Genomic DNA, 17,283 nt, shown 5'->3' on the forward strand with positions numbered 1-17,283 from the left:
GCACAGGGCCGCAAGAGATTACAGGTTGGCGTCATGACCCGTAGCGAGCTTCTGCGCAACCCCTTTCGCGTCGAAATCCGGCAGGAGAGGTTGGATATAGGCTGCGCCGAGCTGAATATAAGGGGTCAGCCGACCATTCTTTTCAAGGCGGAGCATATCTTCGGGCTGCATGAGCCACTGCGCGACCATAAAAAGCAGAATGACAAGTAAGCCCCCGCGTATGGCTCCGAAGCCACACCCAAGAAGGCGGTCCAGACCGCCAAGTGCGGCCAGATGCACCAGCCGGACGATAAAGGCCGAAAGCACAGTGGCGGCCATGAGCAGGCCGATGAGCACCAGCACGAAGGCCGCGGCTTCCGAGGCCAGCAGGTTGGAGAGGTAACCGTGTGTCCAGGGGACAAGCACCGGATAAAACCGGGAGGCCAAAACGATAGCCACAATCCAGCCGCCCAGCCCCAGCGCCTGCCGGGTGAAGCCCCGCCAGAGACCATGCAGGGCGGAAAGCCCCACAGTCACAAGGGTTATGATGTCAATGGCAGCCATAAGACAGCGCTTATGCCACGAACAGCCCGTGCGTAAAACCGGCATATGGCCGGTATTTCAAAAGTTTTCTGAAAGGGTTCCGCAATTTTTTTCAGGGGAGTTTGCTGGTGGTAATCCGCCACGGCCGCGCGGATTTGCCATCAAGCTTCCGGCGGTGGGGCGGCTGGTTGAGCCGCAGGAAAAGTTCTCCGATTTCAATGCGGCGCAGCAATTCGGTCCAGACCTCTGCCGGGTCGATCTCTTCTTCCGCCCAGATGGCTTCAAGCCCGCGGATGAAGGCGGCGCTTTCCCGAATGATATCGGCCCGGTTTCCGGCAATGAAGGCGGCGGTGCAGGCCATGGCATGCCGCCCTGCGTCACGGTTGACCTGCTTGACGGCCTCTGTCCGGTCCATAGTGACGGGTGCTGTGGCCATGTCTGTTTCACCCGGAGCCGGGAGCGGCCCGGAGGGGGAGGCAGGACGGGGTCTGGAAGACGGCACATAGGGCATGCCGTGATGATGAGCGGGAGAAGCGAGGCCGGTCAAGCTTCCTGTGCGGAGCGGCGCGAAACAGGCGATTTTTCCGCAGTAATTCCTGCCCGGACGGCCTTTAAGTCTCCTCTGGTTTCTGTTCTGGCGGAGCCTGCACGAAAAGATCATCCTCCGCTGGTGTCATGGGGTAGGTGGAGGCCGCGACGATATGCGTGTTCACCCGCCGCAGGTCACGCAGCAGGGTGAGCTGATAGGTCACGTCCTCATCCTGTAGGGAGAGGTCATGCCCTTCCGTGGCGGGAGGAGTGTCGGTCGTTTGTCTCCGCAGGCGCTCGAAATAGGCTGTGGTCGCCTCGATTTCCAGATCCCGGAAAAAATCCTTCTGGCCACTCAGCGGGTTGGACATCCCTCGCTTCGTGCCCAGCAGCATTGTGGCGCAGATGGTGATGTTGGTGTTCAGCTGCGTGATCATGCTCAGCACGGGAGCGAGCAGGTCGGGCGGCAGCCGTAGGCGCTGGCGGGCCATTTTCTGCACCACGGGCACAAGGCTGCGTTCGGCAATATCCTCGGCGTGGAGCATCTGGGTCGTGAAGGCCAGAATATCCTCGGCACGGTCCATTTCATGCTGGCTGGCGGTTTCCGGGTCCAGTCCGGCCAGATAGGAGCGGATGGCGTTGCCCAGATCCTCCATGGCGTTGCCAAGGGCGCGGGCCGCTCCTGCGCGGGCCGGGTCGGAGGACGTCAGGCCATCCCGCATGGCGTCAAGCATGGCGCCCAGCAGGTCACACAGCCGCATGGCCTCCCGCGTGGCGCTGCCCACGGCAAGCTGAGGGGCCTTGTCCAGCAGGAGAGGGTCCAGATAGAGCGGGGCCCCCGGGAGTTGCTGTGCTGTTTGCGGCGGGGTGGGGATCAGTCGCATCATCAGGCGGGCGTACCCGTTGAGAAACGGGATCATCAGCACGGCCAGAAGGATGTTGAACAGAGTATGGAAGTTCGCCACCTGGCGGGCTGCATCCGGTTCGATCCGGGCGATAAGGCCGCTCAGATACGGCAGAACCGGAAGCAGCAGCATGGCCCCCACCGCCCGTACCAGCAGGTTACCCATGGAAATGCGGCGGGCTGTCAGGTCAGTGCGGCTGCCTTCCACCACCGGGTTGATGGACGTGCCGATATTGGCGCCAAGCACCAGCGCCAGCGCGGTTTCCACCGGAATGGTGCCGCTGGTGGCAAAGGTGGTGATCAGCATGACCGTGGCCACGGAGGAATGGCTGATCCAGGTAATGACAGTCCCCAGCAGCACGGCGGCCAGGTCGTGCGAGTTCATGGAGGCCAGAACGGCTGTCAGCTCCGGCCTGTGTGTATAGGGGCCAAGCAGCACAAGAAACTGCCGCAGGGAGATGAGGATCAACCCCAGCCCGATAAACACCCGCCCGGAATCCCGCCATGTGCCCTGCCCCCGCCGGAACAGCATGACACCGGTCAGCACAAAGACCGGGGCTATGGCGGCAACATCGAAGGAGAGAAGCTGGACAATCAGCGTGGTGCCGACATTGGCCCCCAGCATGACCGCCAGTGCCGGAGCCAGCTCAAGCTGCCCGCGCGCGGCCAGACCGGTAATCATCAGCCCCGTGGCGGTGGAGGACTGAAGGACCGCGGTAATGCCAAGGCCGGTCAGGAACGCCTGAAAGCGGTTGCCCAGCATGCGGGCCAGCAGGCTGTTCAGCCGCGCGCCACACGCCCGCTGCACGCCGGTCTGCACCATATGCACGCCCCACAGCAGCAGGGCGACGCTTCCGGCAAGATCAACAAGTGTCAGCAGTTCCAAGGGGGCAGGTTCCTTCTGGTTCAGGAGTCAGGGCCGGGGGCTTGCCCGGCTTACCCCTGACCAGAGGGCAGTTACAGGCCGGGGTGGGCCTCAGATTGTAAAATATTTCGCATGTTTGTTGAGGATCACAAGAGCGGAGGTGGACTGCTCCGGGTGGAGCTGGTCACCATCCGTCAGGGAAACCCCGATGCGTTCCGCGTTCAGCAGCCGCAGGATGGGGTGCTGGTCTTCCAGCCTCGGGCAGGCGGGATACCCGAAGGAGTAACGGGAACCGCGATAGCCCTGCTGGAGCAGACTTTCCATATCCCGCGCGTCATCCCCCGCAAAGCCGAGTTCGGAGCGGATGCGCTGGTGGGTATATTCCGCCATGGCTTCCGCCATCTCAACAGAGAGACCGTGCAGGTAGAGATAATCCTGATACCGGTTTTCTTCAAACCAGTCCCGCGCGATGTCGGACGCTTTCTGGCCGACGGTCACAACCTGCAGGCCGACCACATCGCGTTCGGGGTGGCTGATGTCCCGCACGAAATCGGCAATGCACTCACCATCATCGCGCGGCTGGCGCGGCAGGGTGAAGCGGGCGGCTTCCGTGGTGCCATCCTCTTCAAACAGCACGAGGTCGTTCCCGTCGCCTGCCGCTTTCCAGTAGCCATAGGAGGCTTGCGGGGCCAGAATGCTGTCCTTGGCGGCCAGATCCAGCATGCGGCGCAGAATGGGCCGCAGGTCCTGCTTGGCCCAGGTCAGGAACTCTTCCAGAGAGCGCCCCTGCTTCCTGAACCCCCACTGGAACTGATAGAGCGCACGCTCATTCAGGAACGGCAGAATGGCTTCCGGTGTGGCGGTGAGTACGCGCGGCCCCCAGAAAGGCGGGACCAGAGCCGGGGCGTCCGCCGTTATGCGCTCCCGGCGCGCGCGGGCTGCTGCGGCGTCAACCGGGGTAAAGCCGCGTGTTTCCGCCTGTTCGGGTGCGCGGGCGTTGCGGCGTGTGGCCTTGCCCTCACGCTTTTTGCTGATGGCCGCCAGATAGTCGTCAAAACTGTTCTGCGTGATCTGGTCCATCAGCGTCAGGCCATCAAACGCATCCCGCGCATAGGCCACGCGGCCTGTGGGGGCGTAGGCCGCCACGCAGTCTTCCTCCACATAGTTGCGGGTGAGTGCGGCACCGCCAAGCAGGACGGGGACGTCGAGCCCCGCCCGGGCAATTTCTTCCAGATTTTCGCGCATGATCACGGTGGATTTCACCAGCAGGCCGGACATGCCGATGGCATCGGCCTTTTCCGCCCGGGCAGAGGCAATCATGTCCGCCACCGGCACCTTGATGCCCAGATTGACAACGCGATAGCCGTTATTGGTCAGAATGATATCTACCAGATTTTTGCCGATATCATGCACATCGCCCTTCACCGTCGCCAGCACGATGGTGCCGCGCTGCTGGCCTTCCGTGCGTTCCATGTGCGGTTCCAGATGCGCCACGGCGGCTTTCATGGTTTCGGCGGATTGCAGCACGAACGGAAGTTGCATCTTGCCTGAGCCGAACAGTTCGCCCACCACTTTCATGCCGTCGAGCAGCACGGTGTTGATGATGTCGAGCGGCGGCATTTTGGTCATGGCTTCATCAAGGTCGGCTTCCAGCCCCTTGCGGTCCCCATCCACAATGCGGTCACGCAGGCGCTCTTCCACGCTCTCCGCTTTCTGGCGTTTGACAGCTTCGGAGGCCTTGCGGTCCGCAAACATGGCCAGCAGCGTTTGCAGCGGGTCATAGCCGTCCGAGCGGCGGTCAAAAATCAGGTCTTCCGCAACCTTCACCTCTTCCGGCGCAATCATGTGCAGCGGGCGGATTTTGGAGACATGCACGATGGCGGCGGTCATGCCCGCCTTCACCGCGAGGTCCAGATAGACCGAGTTCAGCACGGCACGGGCCGCCGGGTTCAGGCCGAAGGAAATGTTGGAGAGGCCCAGCACGATCTGGATATCGGGGAAGGCCTCGCGGATCATGCGGATGCCTTCCAGCGTCCACAGGCCCAGCTTGCGGTCATCTTCCGCGCCGGTTGCAATGGTGAAGGTCAGCGGGTCGATCATCAGGTCCGACTGCGGCAGACCATGTTTCTCGCAGGCAAATTCAACCAGCCGGGAGGCAATGCGCAGCTTGTCTTCCGGGCTGCGGGCCATGCCGACTTCATCAATCGTCAGCGCCACCACAGCCGCGCCAAACTTGCGGGCCAGCTTCATGCGGTCCGTGGCCGGGCCTTCGCCATCTTCAAAGTTGATGGAGTTGATGATGGGCTTGCCGCCATGCAGCTTGAGGGCGGCTTCGATCACCGGGGTTTCGGTGGAATCAATCACCAGTGGCGCGTTGACGGAAGAGGTGAAGCGTTTGATGACTTCATCCATCTCCGCCCGCTCGTTCCGGCCCACAAAGGCCGTGCAGATATCCAGAGCGTTGGAGCCTTCTGCGGTCTGTTCACGGCCGAGGGCCACGCAGCCATCCCAGTCATGAGCTTCCTGGAGTTCACGCCATTTTTTGGAGCCGTTGGCGTTGCAGCGCTCGCCAATGGAAAAATAAGCGTTTTCCTGCCGCAGGGGCACTTGCCCATACAGGCTGGCCACGGAGGGAATCCATACGGATTTTTTGGCAACCGGAGCGGGGCGATAGTGGCCCGTGCCCTCCGCGCGGCGGCGCAGCATGGCGTCCAGCGCAGCAATATGCGGGGTGGACGTGCCACAGCAGCCGCCGACCATGTTCAGCCCGTCTTCCACAATAAAGCGTTCGACCCATGTGGCCATGTCTTCAGGGGAGAGGGGGTAGCGGGTCTGCCCGTCCACCAGCTCCGGCAGACCTGCATTGGGCTGGACCGACGTCAGGCGTGGCCAGTTTTCTGAAAGCCAGCGGACATGTTCCGCCATTTCCTGCGGGCCGGTGGCGCAGTTCAGACCCATCAGGTCCACATCAAGGCTGTGGATCACGGTAGCGGCCGCGGCAATATCGGGGCCGACCAGCAGCGTGCCGGTGGTCTCAACGGTAACCTGCACAAAAATCGGGGTGGTGGTGCCCATTTCCGCGCGGGCAATTTTCATGCCGTTGACGGCCGCCTTGATCTGTAGCGTGTCCTGACAGGTTTCAATCAGGATGGCGTCCACCCCACCTTCAATCAGCCCGCGCCCCTGTTCGGCAAGGGCGGCCTCCAGGGAGTCATAATCCACATTGCCCAGAGAGGGCAGCTTGGTGCCCGGTCCTACGGAGCCCACGACATATCGGGTGCGGCCATCAGCAAAACTTTCGGCGGCTTCACGCGCCAGAATGGCTGAGTTCCGGTTGATCTCGCGTGCCTTGTCTGCCAGATCGAATTCGGCGAGAGTGATGGGCGAGCCACCGAACGTATTGGTTTCCACCATGTCCGCTCCAGCCTCATAATAGCCGCGGTGGATTTCCCGGATCAGTTCAGGGCGGGAGAGCGTGAGGATTTCCGTGCAGTTTTCCTGCCCCCAGTAATCCCGATTGAGGTCCAGATCGAGCATCTGGATCCGTGAGCCCATCCCTCCATCACAGAGCAGAACCTGATTGCGCAGAGCATCGAGAACGGGGAGACGAGCAGACATGGCACCCATGGATCAGAAAAAGCGGGAAGAAGGCCCCCGGTCGGACGCAGGTCCGGAGGGCGGGGCATTATTCCAGAGAGCCGCATCGGTGTCCACCAGCCGCCTGAGGTGGAAAGGGGAGGCAGACTCCCGGATACGCCTGCAGCTTCTCTCGTCGGTCCGCTCGGGGGAGGAGGCCCGTCCAGACAGCATGGCTGTTTTTTTCAGGGTTCAGCCCTCCGCCGAAGATCGCGCCGGATGGGGAGACGTGCGGCGCATGGAGGACGGGCAGGACGCTACAGGGCATGGAAGCGGCTGTACTTGCTGCCAGGTGGGTGGGCATCTGGGGCGCCTGCTGATGAGCCTGGTACAGGAGCGGGCACGTGGGCAGTGCATTTTTTTTCGCACTCTCTGTCTTATTTGTCCGCCACAGCAGGTATCTGCCCTGATACAGGCTCTGGAGGCCGACCCTTTTGTCTTTTCCCTGTATGGTCTGGACTTTGCTTTAGACCGTTTTTCCTGCCATTGTTGAAAAAATAACATAATGTGCTGAGAATAAAACAGAGAAACACTTTGAGGTCATCGGCGCACCCTGTCATAAGAGCTTCTGTTTGGAAGCTGGACTGGCAAGTCTGTCGGGCCGCGTATTTTAGGTTTTGTCAAAAGGGTTGTTCGTGAACCAGACTGATCATGTGCCCGATGTTTCTGGCCCTTCTTCTGATCCCGGCCATGAAAGTGCCGTCCGCCTGACCCCCACCATGATTCGTTTGCGCGCCGTTGTTGCGGCAGCGCGGTTCCATGGGCTGGAGCTTGATATCCGCGACTTCGCGGCAGACCCGGAAGAAGAAAGCCCGTCTCCGGCTTCTCTGGTTCGCTGGCTGGAAGAGCAGGGCGCTGTTGCCAAAGGTATGCGCATCAAGTGGCGCTATCTGGTCAAGATGAGCAATTCGCCGCCGATCGTGCTGATGTTCCAGGACGGGTCCGCGGCCTTGATGGTCAATGCGGATCCGGGCAAAGGCGTTGTCTGGCTGCGTGATCCGCTGAAGGGCGAAGCTGCGGCCCCGGTGCCGGTTGATGAACTGCGTCTGAGCAAGATCTGGACCGGTGATATTCTGCTGATCAAACGCCGGCGCGATCAGTCGGAGGCAGATGCGCCCATTAATTTTAGCTGGCTGGCCAAGATGGTGCTGCGGGAAAAGCGCTCCCTGCGTGATATCGCCATTGCGTCCATGACACTCAGTATTCTGCAGATTTTTCCACCCCTGATTGTCATGCAGGTTATTGACCGGGTGGTGAACTATAAATCCATGTCCACGCTGATTTCGATCAGTGGGATTATTGTTGTTTTTTCCGTGTACGAAGTTCTGCTGTCCTACGGGCGCAGGGAACTGTCCATGGTTCTGACCACGCGCGTGGACTCCCGTATTTCCCTGCATGTGTTCAGCCGTCTTGTTGCCCTGCCGCTGGAATATTTTGAACGGCAGCAGGCCGGGAATCTTCTTGGTCGCGTCATGGCAATTTACAAGGTGCGGGATTTTCTCACCGGGAAATTGATGACGACGTTTCTGGATCTGTTTACGCTCGTCGTGATCTTGCCGTTCCTGTTTTATCTCAGTTCCACTCTGGCCTGGATGACGGTTGCTGCAGCCGGCTGTATTGGTCTGATTGTTGTGATTTTCATGGGGCCGGTTGCACGCGTGATGGGAGCACAGATGCAGGCAGAGCGTGAACGGAGTGCTGTTTTGTATGAAACAGTGGCCGGCATCCGCACGCTCAAGACGCTTGCTCTGGAAAATATGCGCAAGCAGATATGGGACGAGGCGACGGCGGTTGTCATTCGCTGGAAACTGGCCGTTGGACGGATGTCCAACTGGCCCCAGACGTTGGTCATGCCGCTGGATATGTTTATCAATCGCGGCATTATCCTGATCGGGGCCTACCTTGCACTGGTTAATCCGTCTGCTGTCGGGGTCGGAGGATTGGTTGCGTTCATGATGCTGGGTGGGCGTGTTGCATCCCCTCTGGTCGGATTTGCCAGACTTCTGGACGATTTCAATGAAGTAAGGACTGCCCTGGGTGAGGCAGCCTCTGTTCTCAACCAGCCGACCGAAACCAAGGCGCTGACAACCGGCATGCGACCGCAGATCAAGGGGGCGTTGTCGTTCGAGGGAGTGGATTTCACCTATCCGGGTTCAACCTCCAAGGCGCTCAATAACGTCAACTTTGAAATTCCTGCGGGCACCATGCTGGGGCTGGTGGGGCGAAGCGGGTCCGGTAAATCAACAATCACCCGTCTGCTTCAGGGTGTCAGTCGGTCCTATACCGGTTATCTCAAGCTGGATGGGGTTGATCTGCGCGAGATTAACCTGACGCATCTTCGGCGGTCCTTCGGCGTGGTGTTGCAGGACAACTTCCTGTTCCGTGGCACGATCCGTGAAAATATTACGGCTGGCCGTCCGGGCTATACGATTGATGATGTCGTGCGTGCCGCGCGTCTGGCCGGTGCGGAAGAGTTTATTGAACGCATGCCGGCCGGGTATGAAACCTTTATCGAAGAAGGCTCCACCAATATTTCTGGTGGGCAGCGCCAGCGTCTGGCGATTGCGCGCGCTGTGATTACCGATCCCAAGTTGATGATTCTGGATGAAGCCACTTCAGCGCTGGATCCGGAAAGTGAGGCGCTGGTGAACGCCAATCTTGAGCGGATAGGCAAGGGACGCACCATGGTGATCGTCTCGCATCGTCTGTCTTCCCTAGTGAATTGTGACCAGATCTGCGTGATGGATCATGGGTCTGTGGCAGATATCGCACCCCATGATGTTCTGCTGGAACGGTGCGATATCTATCGTACCCTCTGGATGCAGCAGAACCGGCATACGGAGGGGAAAGCGCGTACCGGCTCCTCTTCTCTGATTGCGGAAGGAGAATAAGCCATGAGTGAGCAGGATATTGTGCCCTCAGGGCAGGAGACCGGTTCCGAGGTGGGTACGGAATTTCTGCGTCAGGCGGATGATCCATACGCACCGGGTGATATGCCGCCGGCCTTGCTGGAATTTCATTCTCCCACGGCGGCGCTGGTCAATATGCCGCCCACGGCGTCCGCACAGTATATCACCTGGCTGGTCGGCGCTCTGGTGTTGTCTTCAGTGACTGTGATGACTGTCTTTCCACTGGATCGGGTGGTGTCGACGCAGGGGCGTCTGGTCTCCACGGAGCAGACGCTTCTCATTCAGCCTCTGGATACCTCCATTGTCCGGTCCATTGACGTGCGGGAGGGGGATTTCGTTCATAAGGGTGATGTTCTGGCGCATCTGGACCCGACGAGTTCTGGTGCCGACATCGAGAATATGCGCGCCCAGATGGACCAGTATCAGGCGGAGGTTGATCGTCTGATCTCCGAGGCGGAGGGTCAGATCTATAAGGCTGACCCGAAAAACCCGGCCTCTGTGCAGCAGGGTGAGGCGTTCCTGCGGCGCCGGGCGGAGTTCAACGCCAAGGTCAGCAATTACGACAAGCAGATTGCCAGCCTTCAGAATGACCTTCAGGGTTATCTCGCCAGTGCTGCAATGTATGCTTCCCGCGCCAAGGTGGCTTCGGATGTGCATAAAATGCGGATGCAGCTTCAGAAGGATCAGGTCGGGAGCAAGCTTTCTACGCTGAGTGCCCAGAACGAGTTGATGGAAGTGGAGCGTTCCCAGATTGGTGCGCAGCAGCAGGCGGCCAGCACACGGAACAAACTTGCGGCGCAGGTTGCTGAAAAAGAAGCCTATATCCAGAACTGGAAGGCAGAAGTGTATCGCGATCTGGCCGCAGCGCAGCATCATCTTTCTGAAACAAAAGGGGCGTATCAGAAAGCTGTTCTGCACAATAGTCTGGTGACGCTGAAAGCGGATGAAGACGCGGTTGTGCTGAATATTTCCAAAGTGTCGGTGGGCTCTGTGCTGACAGCCGGCCAGAAAATCATGACCCTTGTACCGGTGGGGAAAGGGCTTGAAATCGAGACCGTGATGTCCGGCAAGGATGCCGGGTTCGTAAGGCTTGGAGACAAGGCCCTCGTCAAGTTTGCAACCTTCCCGTATCAGCAATATGGCGGTGCGGACGCAACAGTGCGGACTATCAGTGCTGACTCTTTTGTTGGGGGAGCTGCTGGTGGTGGCCAGCAGGATAATGACGTCACGCCCGACAGCAGCAGCAAGGAGTTTTATCGTATCCGCCTGCGTGTTGACCGCTATACCCTGCATGGTGTGCCGCGGTTCTTCCATCCGCAGCCCGGGATGCCGGTAACAGCCGATATCCGTGTCGGCAAACGCACGATCATGCAATATCTGCTGAACAGTTTCATGCCGCTGATGACGGATGGCATGCGGGAGCCCTGAGAGGTTTTCGGAATGTCTGAGATCATAAGAGGAAGGGGCACATCATGCTACGGGGTCTGATCAGTTGGCTGTTTGGTCGTGGGCACAAAGATGTCTCTGATACCCGACTGACTCAGGCCAAAGCGCTGCTGGAGCAGGGGGAGGCCACCAAGGCCTTTACCGCGCTGACAGTTCTCGCGCGGGAAGGGCAGCCGGAAGCCCAGTTTCTGGTCGGGCAGGCTTATCTGAATGCGCAGGGTGCGCCTCCCAATCTGATAGAAGGGGCACGCTGGACGCGTCGCGCGGCCCAAAAGGGCTGGAGCAGAGCTGCCTTCATTCTGGCAACACTCTATCTGCATGGTCTGCCTAAGGAGGTTGAAGGCGACAGTCTGGCCTCCGTTTTTGATGATTATCAGGAACGGGAGAAACCACAGCCTGATTATCGCAAGGCAGCCCGCTGGGCGAAGCAGGCAGCGGAGGCCGGAGATCCGGACGGGCAGGCCCTTTATGGTTATGTTCTGAGTGCTGGGCCTGAAGATATTCAGGATCAGGCCCAGGCGCTGCTCTGGTATCAGAAAGCCGCGGATGCCGGGTGTCTGCAGGGGCATCTGGGGTTGGGGCTTATCGCGCTCAAGGACGCCCGGACTTACGAACAGTATGAAGCTGCGGCGAGTGAGTTGCGGAAGGCGGCGGATGGCGGGCTGGGTACCGCGCTCTACCTGATGGGCGTTATGGCCGAACGGGGGAGCGGGGTTCCGCAGGATGATGCGGTCGCGACTGCGTATTTCGGGCAGGCGGCTGAAAAGAATGTGCGGGGCGGGCAGGCAAAATATGGTCTGGCGCTCATGGCCGGAAAGGGGATTGAACGGAACCGCTCGCGTGGCGAGACTTGGCTGCGGAAAGCGGCCCTTGCCGGGGATGCAGAGGCGGCGGCCATTCTGGGGGACTGGTACGGGCGTGGTGTTGACCTTCCCCCCAACTATGCCGAAGCAATTTCCTGGTACCGTTTTGCATCCGAACGCGGCCATGCTGCCTCCAGCCACACGCTGGGGACCATCTATATGGCGGGCGTGGGTGTTCCCAAAGATCCGGAAGCGGCCGCACAGTGGTTCAAGCTTGCCGCAGAACAGGGTGACAAGCAGGCCAATGCTGATCTGGGAAATCTGGTTCTGGAGGGTGAGGCACCCGCGGCCGAAGGGCCGGCTCTCCTGCAGTTCTACAGGCAGGCCGCCGAGGCGGGCGATCTGCTGGCCGCTTTCAATGTTGGTGTCTGTCTGGCGCAGGGCATCGGCGGAGAGCGGAACGAGGAAGAAGCGCTCGAGTGGTTGCATAAAGCGGCGGAAAAAGTGGTCAATGCCCAGTACTGGTATGGTCATATGCTGTTGCAGGGCAGGGGGATTGCCCGCAACCTTGAAGAAGGGCGCGCGTGGATCCAGAAAGCTGCGGAAGCCGGGATGGTGGAAGCGGAAGTGACGTATGCTGACTTGCTCGTGACAGGGGCTGGTGGCCCGAAAGACCATACGGAAGCGCTGCGTTTGTATAGGCAGGCCGCGGAGCGGGGCACTGTCTCGGCTATGTTCTCCGTGGCGGCCCTCTATGGCGGTGGGCATGATGTGCCGGAAGACCGTGTGCAGGCGCGGGCATGGTTCCTGAAGGCCGCGCAGCATGGGCATCCGGCGGCGCAACTCATGATGGGTCGCTATTGCGCCAATGGTCTGGGTGGCGAGAAAGATCTGGAGGAGGCCCGTCAGTGGTATCGCAAGGCGGAAGCCCAGAATGTTGCGCAGGCTAGCGCGGAACTGGCGGGTATTGGCACAGGTGGAACAGCACCTCTGCCTGTCGAAAGCTGAGCCTTTCATAAAGGGTTATCACGGCGTGAACAGGAAGCTGGGTCTCTGATGGCGCGTTCGCCCGGTGAGCGAGGGCCTTTGTCCGGATTTGTCACGCAGGATGATCGTGCTGCGTGGGAGGTGTGGGCCAGCGCGCAGGCGCAGGAGTCTTTCCGGCGGGGCAACGCTGCCTGGCAGGCCGGGCAGGAGGCCGAGGCGTGGGACTGGCTGGAACGCGCTAACCGGCAGGCGCGGGATAATCCCCATGTCATGCTGGCGCTGGCGCTGGCGCGTCAGGCGGTTGGAGAGGCATCCGGTGCACTCCATCTTCTGGAAGAACTTTTAAAACGTTTTGATTTTCGTGAGGGCTGGTTTTTTCTGGCGACCTTTCAGCAGGCCGCGGGGGAAGGGGCTGCGGCTGTACGTTCTCTTGGGCGTCTGCTGTCTCATTTTGCCTGTACACCCGAAATTGCCACTCTGGCTGCCAAGATTGCGCGGCTGAACGGCCTTGCAGGGTGGTGCGGCGTGCAGGGTGATGGTGTGCTCGTTCTGGGCGGTGCGGCTGCTGAGGGGGCTATGCCTCAGATGCGGCTGGATGGTCAGCCTGCAAAGGTCGTGCATAAAAAGGCTGGTTGGGTTTGTCCCGCTGGATGGCAGACGGCAAAGAATCTGGATCTTTCTTTTTCTGATAGCCAGTTTTTATTGGGAAGCCCTCTCCAGCCCCGTGTCATCACGCGCAGTGAGGGGCTGGTGGAGGCCGGTCCTGATGGACTGACAGGATGGGTCTGGCTCCCGCATGATGCTGATCGTATTCCCGTGGTTCAGGTGCTGGAGGCGCAGACAGGGAAAATTCTGCATACACTGAAGGCAGAGGCTTTCAGCGTGTCTGTAAGTTCCGAGGTGCCATTGGCGCGGTATCGCGCTCTGGATGTGCCTTGGGAGGCCCTGCCGGATGGCCCGGTGCGGGTTGTGGGACCGGACGGGCGGGATCTGGCCGGGAGCCCGCTGGATGCCGGGTTGGAACGGCGCTCTGCCAGCCAGAGTGCGGGACTCGTTGCTCAGGAATTTCCTTCAGGGGTACGGAAAAAGGACCGTAGTCCTCAGGTGTTTCCGAAATTTGTTCCTGTCCCTGTGCAGCAGGGAGGCGCTGCCAGCCCACTGGTTTCCGGGCAGCGCGCAGCGGTGGCGCTTGTTATTCCGGTTTATCGGGATAAGGCGCGGACACTGGCATGTCTGAGAACGGTTGCCGAGACTGTCGACTCTCGTAAAAACCCTGTCATTATCGTGAATGATGCCGCCCCGGATCCGGATCTGGTGGAGGCTGTTGAAGCCTTTGCCGCGCAGGCCGGGTTCCGGGTAATGACGCATGTGCGTAATCTCGGCTTTCCATCAGCGGTGAATACCGGCCTGAAAGCTGTGCCGGGGCAGGATGTGATTGTGCTCAACAGTGACACTCTGGTGGCTGAAGGCTGGTTGGAAGAACTGCGGCAGATTGCCTATGCCCGGCCGGAAACAGGTACGGTCACACCCTTCTCCAATGATGCCAGCATTTTATCCTACCCCGCGCCGGATAAGAAAAACCCTGTTCCGGACCTTGAGGAAACCCGACGCCTGATGGCGTGTGCACAGGCGGCCAATGCCGGGCAGGCGGTGGAAATTCCCACCGCAAACGGTTTTTGCATGTATATCCGTCATGATTGTCTCGCCCAGACTGGCCTGCTGCGGGAAGATGTTTTTGCGCAAGGTTATGGCGAGGAAAATGATTTTTGCATGCGGGCCCGTGCGTTGGGCTGGCGGCATCAGGCTGCGCCGGGCGCGTTTGTTGCGCATGTTGGGTCGGCCTCGTTCGGGGGAACGCGTGCTGGCCTGATGCGTCGGAATGAAGCTATTCTTGGTCGCCTTCATCCCGGATATCATGAGCTGGTTGCAGCATGGATTGCAGAAGATCCGCTTTTTCAGGCGCGGCGCAGGCTGGATCTTGTGAGGTTCCGGGCAGCTCCTGTTCCTGTTCCTGTGCCGGTCTCTGGTGCTGCATCAGGGAAGGCCGCGCGGCAGAAGGGCTCAGTCAGGAAGGCTTCGGCCGGGCAGAGCCGATCCCGCCGGGCCGTGGTGCTTGTCACGCATGATTATGGCGGCGGGGTTGAGCGCGTGGTGCGCGGCCGTATCAGAACCCTGCTGCGTCAGGGGGTGCGGCCTCTGATCCTGCGCCCGCTTGAAGGTGGGTGCCAGATTGAAGAGGGCGTTCTGGGTGAAAAGGGTCCGTCGGGGGGAGGAGCATGCCCATCCCTGCGTTTCCGGCTTCCGGAAGAGTGGACCCTGCTGGTCCGCATTCTGAAGGCAGAGGGGGCGGAAGGTGTGGAGGTGCACCATATGGCAGGCCATCATTCCGGCCTCTATAGGCTGCCAGAGGCGCTGGCCTGCCCTTATGATGTCTATATTCATGATTATATGTGGTTCTGTCAGAGAATTTCTCTGATGGGCCCCAAGGGCCGCTATTGTGGAGAACCGGATGCCGCAGGGTGCGAAACCTGCATAGCGCTTCTGGGGCGGAATATGGGGGAAGAGATTTCCGTCACGGCTTATCTTAAGCGGTCGGCTGGTTTTTTGCAGGCGGCGCACAAGGTCCGTGTGCCTTCGCAGGACACGGCTGCGCGGATGCGGCATCATTTCCCGGGTCTGACCTGCCATGTCAGCCCTCTGGAGGATGATGCGGCGCTTTGTGCCGCAGGCATGGCCGGGAAGGCTGATACAGAGGAATGCGGCCGTGCGCCGCAGGGCCGCATTCCCGGCGTGGCGGTGATGGGACGGAAGAGGCGCGAGCGGATCCGGGTGTGTGTTATCGGCGCGATCGGTAAGGAAAAGGGATACGATGTCCTTCTGGCCGCTGCTCAGGATGCCGCCATGCGGGGGCTGCCTCTTGAGTTCGTGGTGGCAGGGCATACTCCGGATGATGATGCCCTGATGCGGACTGGTCACGTTTTTGTCACGGGGGAATACAGGGAGGAGGAGGCTGTTCCGCTGATTGTTTCCCTGCAGGCCGATTATGCTTTTCTGCCGTCCGTATGGCCGGAAACCTGGTGTTATACGCTGGGTCTGGCCTGGAAGGCGGGGTTGCGTGTGGCGGTGTTTGATTTTGGCGCACCGGCTGAACGTATTCGTGCGACAAAACAGGGCATTTTACTGGAGACAGATCTTTCCGGGGGTGCCTTGAATGACGTATTGACAGGTATTGGACGCGCAGAGAGGTAAAGGGCTGGCCTGCGTCCGTCTCATAACCTTTTCTTTACCGGCCCGTGGTTTTTTGATTTACAGTTTATTCGTCTTGTCACGATGGAAGAGGTTTTATGTCACAGACTACCCAGACGCCTGCCCAGCAGCGGATTTCTGATCTCAAGGTATCGGGACATCTGATGACGCTTCAGACAGGCCTGTTCTGCGTTTTTCATGCTCCCGGGCAGCAGCCGCCCACCGGCGCGGGTCTGCCGGGCGTGCGTATTTCCCAGCCCCCTGTGCGGGATGCGGGCAATATCAGCATCGTGACATTTGAAGAGGATGGCTGGCTGGGTGGCCAGAATGGCGCAGCGCTGATCCGGGTGCAGAATGGCCCGGCACAGGTGCTGGTGACAGTGTATCAGGAACTTGGCTCCCCGCATGACGCACCGCGTCTGCAGGTAGTGCAGTTAAGCCACAGTGCCAATGCCGGTCCCGTTGTGCAGCGTGCCCCGATGGTGCCCGCATCCCATATTCCGGCTCCGGTGGGTGCGGCTCAGGGCAGCCAGAAGGCTCCCGTGCCGGCCCGCACGAAAGAAAATGTCGATGCGGCTGAAATTGCCGCCCATATCCAGCGGCGCGGGGATGTCGTCTCCCACGTGGGCGAATGGATGGGTGAGCCGGGAAGCCATGCGTGGATTGAAGGCTTCGGGGTTGCCGTTACGGACCTGATTCCTGCTGAAGACATTGAATATCAGGCCGTTCTGGGTAAAGGCTGGCTTTCTCCATGGGTGGAAGGCGGCAAGTATTGCGGTAGCCGCGGCATGGCGCTGCCCATTCTGGGCCTGTGCATTCGCCTGAAAGGCAAGGCCGCTAAAAAATTCATCTGTCAGGTTACCGCGACCTTTACGGATGGCACGAAAATTGGCCCGGTAGAGAGCGGTGAACCGGTAGAGGCAGAAAGCCTTGCGCCGCTGGAAGCATTCCTGCTCGAAATTCTGCCCCGTGAAGAGGGGCGTTCGGCAAAAGTCCGTGCGGCTGGCAAAGGGCGTGGCCGGAACGCCAGAGCCGAGGCCGACGCCGCGGCGGATCTTGCAGCCCTTCTTGAAGACGATCTGGAAGAGCTTGAAGTTCTGGAAGAGATCATGGAGCTTGAGGTCGAGGCTGACGAACTTGACCTGTTTGTAGAGGAAGATCTGCCGCGGACAAAAGCGCCGCGCAAGTCCCGTGGTGGGCATGCGGCTGGCAGGGGGCGTGCCCCTAAAGCGGTGGCGGCGCCGGTGGCGGTTGCCACGGCTCCGGCAAAGCGTGCGGGCCGTGCAGCGCAACCGCCGGTTGCTGCATCCAAACCCGTTGTAAAAACCGGCGGGAAAACCAAAGCCAGCGCGGCTAAGGCCCGTCCGGCTTCCCGCTCTGGCAGCACGGGCCGCAAGACACCTCCCCGTCGCTGAAAGCTCTGAGGGGTTCTGTTTG

General features: G+C 60.2%; 9 protein-coding genes. 5 read left to right on the forward strand and 4 right to left on the reverse strand.

The features are described from left to right. Nucleotides 1-18: 18 nt before the first annotated feature. The 4 genes from GOB82_RS08480 to metH all read right to left on the reverse strand — a co-directional run bounded on the left by GOB82_RS08480 (nt 19) and on the right by metH (nt 6,446). The gene (locus tag GOB82_RS08480; protein WP_166122093.1) at nt 19-543 is read right to left on the reverse strand and encodes a CvpA family protein; all 525 of its coding nucleotides are present in this window, start codon (nt 541-543) and stop codon (nt 19-21) included. Nucleotides 544-634: 91 nt separating this feature from the next. Further along, nucleotides 635-1,069 (reverse strand): phosphoribosyl-ATP pyrophosphatase, encoded by a 435-nt coding sequence (locus GOB82_RS08485; RefSeq protein ID WP_242007289.1) that lies wholly within the window; start codon nt 1,067-1,069, stop codon nt 635-637. A gap of 64 nt (nt 1,070-1,133) precedes the next feature. Beyond that, the gene (locus GOB82_RS08490; RefSeq protein ID WP_166122095.1) at nt 1,134-2,840 is read right to left on the reverse strand and encodes a Na/Pi cotransporter family protein; all 1,707 of its coding nucleotides are present in this window, start codon (nt 2,838-2,840) and stop codon (nt 1,134-1,136) included. A 90-nt stretch (nt 2,841-2,930) separates the two neighbouring features. Continuing rightward, nucleotides 2,931-6,446, reverse strand: a complete 3,516-nt coding sequence (metH, locus tag GOB82_RS08495) for a methionine synthase (protein ID WP_194300427.1) — start codon at nt 6,444-6,446, stop codon at nt 2,931-2,933. A gap of 644 nt (nt 6,447-7,090) precedes the next feature. On the opposite strand from metH, the gene GOB82_RS08500 reads away from it, so the two are divergent. The 5 genes from GOB82_RS08500 (at nt 7,091) to GOB82_RS08520 (ending at nt 17,261) form a co-directional block, all read left to right on the forward strand. Then, on the forward strand, nt 7,091-9,346 hold the full coding sequence (locus tag GOB82_RS08500; protein ID WP_265794517.1) for a peptidase domain-containing ABC transporter: 2,256 nt from the start codon (nt 7,091-7,093) through the stop codon (nt 9,344-9,346). A 3-nt stretch (nt 9,347-9,349) separates the two neighbouring features. Continuing rightward, nucleotides 9,350-10,792, forward strand: coding sequence for an HlyD family type I secretion periplasmic adaptor subunit (locus GOB82_RS08505; protein WP_166122099.1), 1,443 nt, complete (start codon nt 9,350-9,352; stop codon nt 10,790-10,792). A gap of 44 nt (nt 10,793-10,836) precedes the next feature. Beyond that, nucleotides 10,837-12,621: a tetratricopeptide repeat protein gene (locus GOB82_RS08510; protein WP_166122101.1), complete on the forward strand. Its 1,785-nt coding sequence runs from the start codon at nt 10,837-10,839 to the stop codon at nt 12,619-12,621. Nucleotides 12,622-12,669: 48 nt separating this feature from the next. Then, nucleotides 12,670-15,849, forward strand: coding sequence for a glycosyltransferase (locus GOB82_RS08515; protein WP_166122103.1), 3,180 nt, complete (start codon nt 12,670-12,672; stop codon nt 15,847-15,849). 95 nt (nt 15,850-15,944) lie between these two features. Then, nucleotides 15,945-17,261: a hypothetical protein gene (locus GOB82_RS08520; protein WP_166122105.1), complete on the forward strand. Its 1,317-nt coding sequence runs from the start codon at nt 15,945-15,947 to the stop codon at nt 17,259-17,261. Nucleotides 17,262-17,283 lie beyond the last annotated feature (22 nt).

The organism is Acetobacter farinalis (assembly GCF_011516935.1).
GTDB classification, from domain to species: domain Bacteria; phylum Pseudomonadota; class Alphaproteobacteria; order Acetobacterales; family Acetobacteraceae; genus Acetobacter; species Acetobacter farinalis.

What these genes read in the sequence shown, in the direction of transcription:
- GOB82_RS08480 (WP_166122093.1), bottom strand. Translation starts at nt 543, where the DNA reads ATGGCTGCCATTGACATCATAACCCTTGTGACTGTGGGGCTTTCCGCC.
- metH (WP_194300427.1), bottom strand. Translation starts at nt 6,446, where the DNA reads ATGGGTGCCATGTCTGCTCGTCTCCCCGTTCTCGATGCTCTGCGCAAT.
- GOB82_RS08505 (WP_166122099.1), top strand. Translation starts at nt 9,350, where the DNA reads ATGAGTGAGCAGGATATTGTGCCCTCAGGGCAGGAGACCGGTTCCGAG.
- GOB82_RS08510 (WP_166122101.1), top strand. Translation starts at nt 10,837, where the DNA reads ATGCTACGGGGTCTGATCAGTTGGCTGTTTGGTCGTGGGCACAAAGAT.
- GOB82_RS08515 (WP_166122103.1), top strand. Translation starts at nt 12,670, where the DNA reads ATGGCGCGTTCGCCCGGTGAGCGAGGGCCTTTGTCCGGATTTGTCACG.
- GOB82_RS08520 (WP_166122105.1), top strand. Translation starts at nt 15,945, where the DNA reads ATGTCACAGACTACCCAGACGCCTGCCCAGCAGCGGATTTCTGATCTC.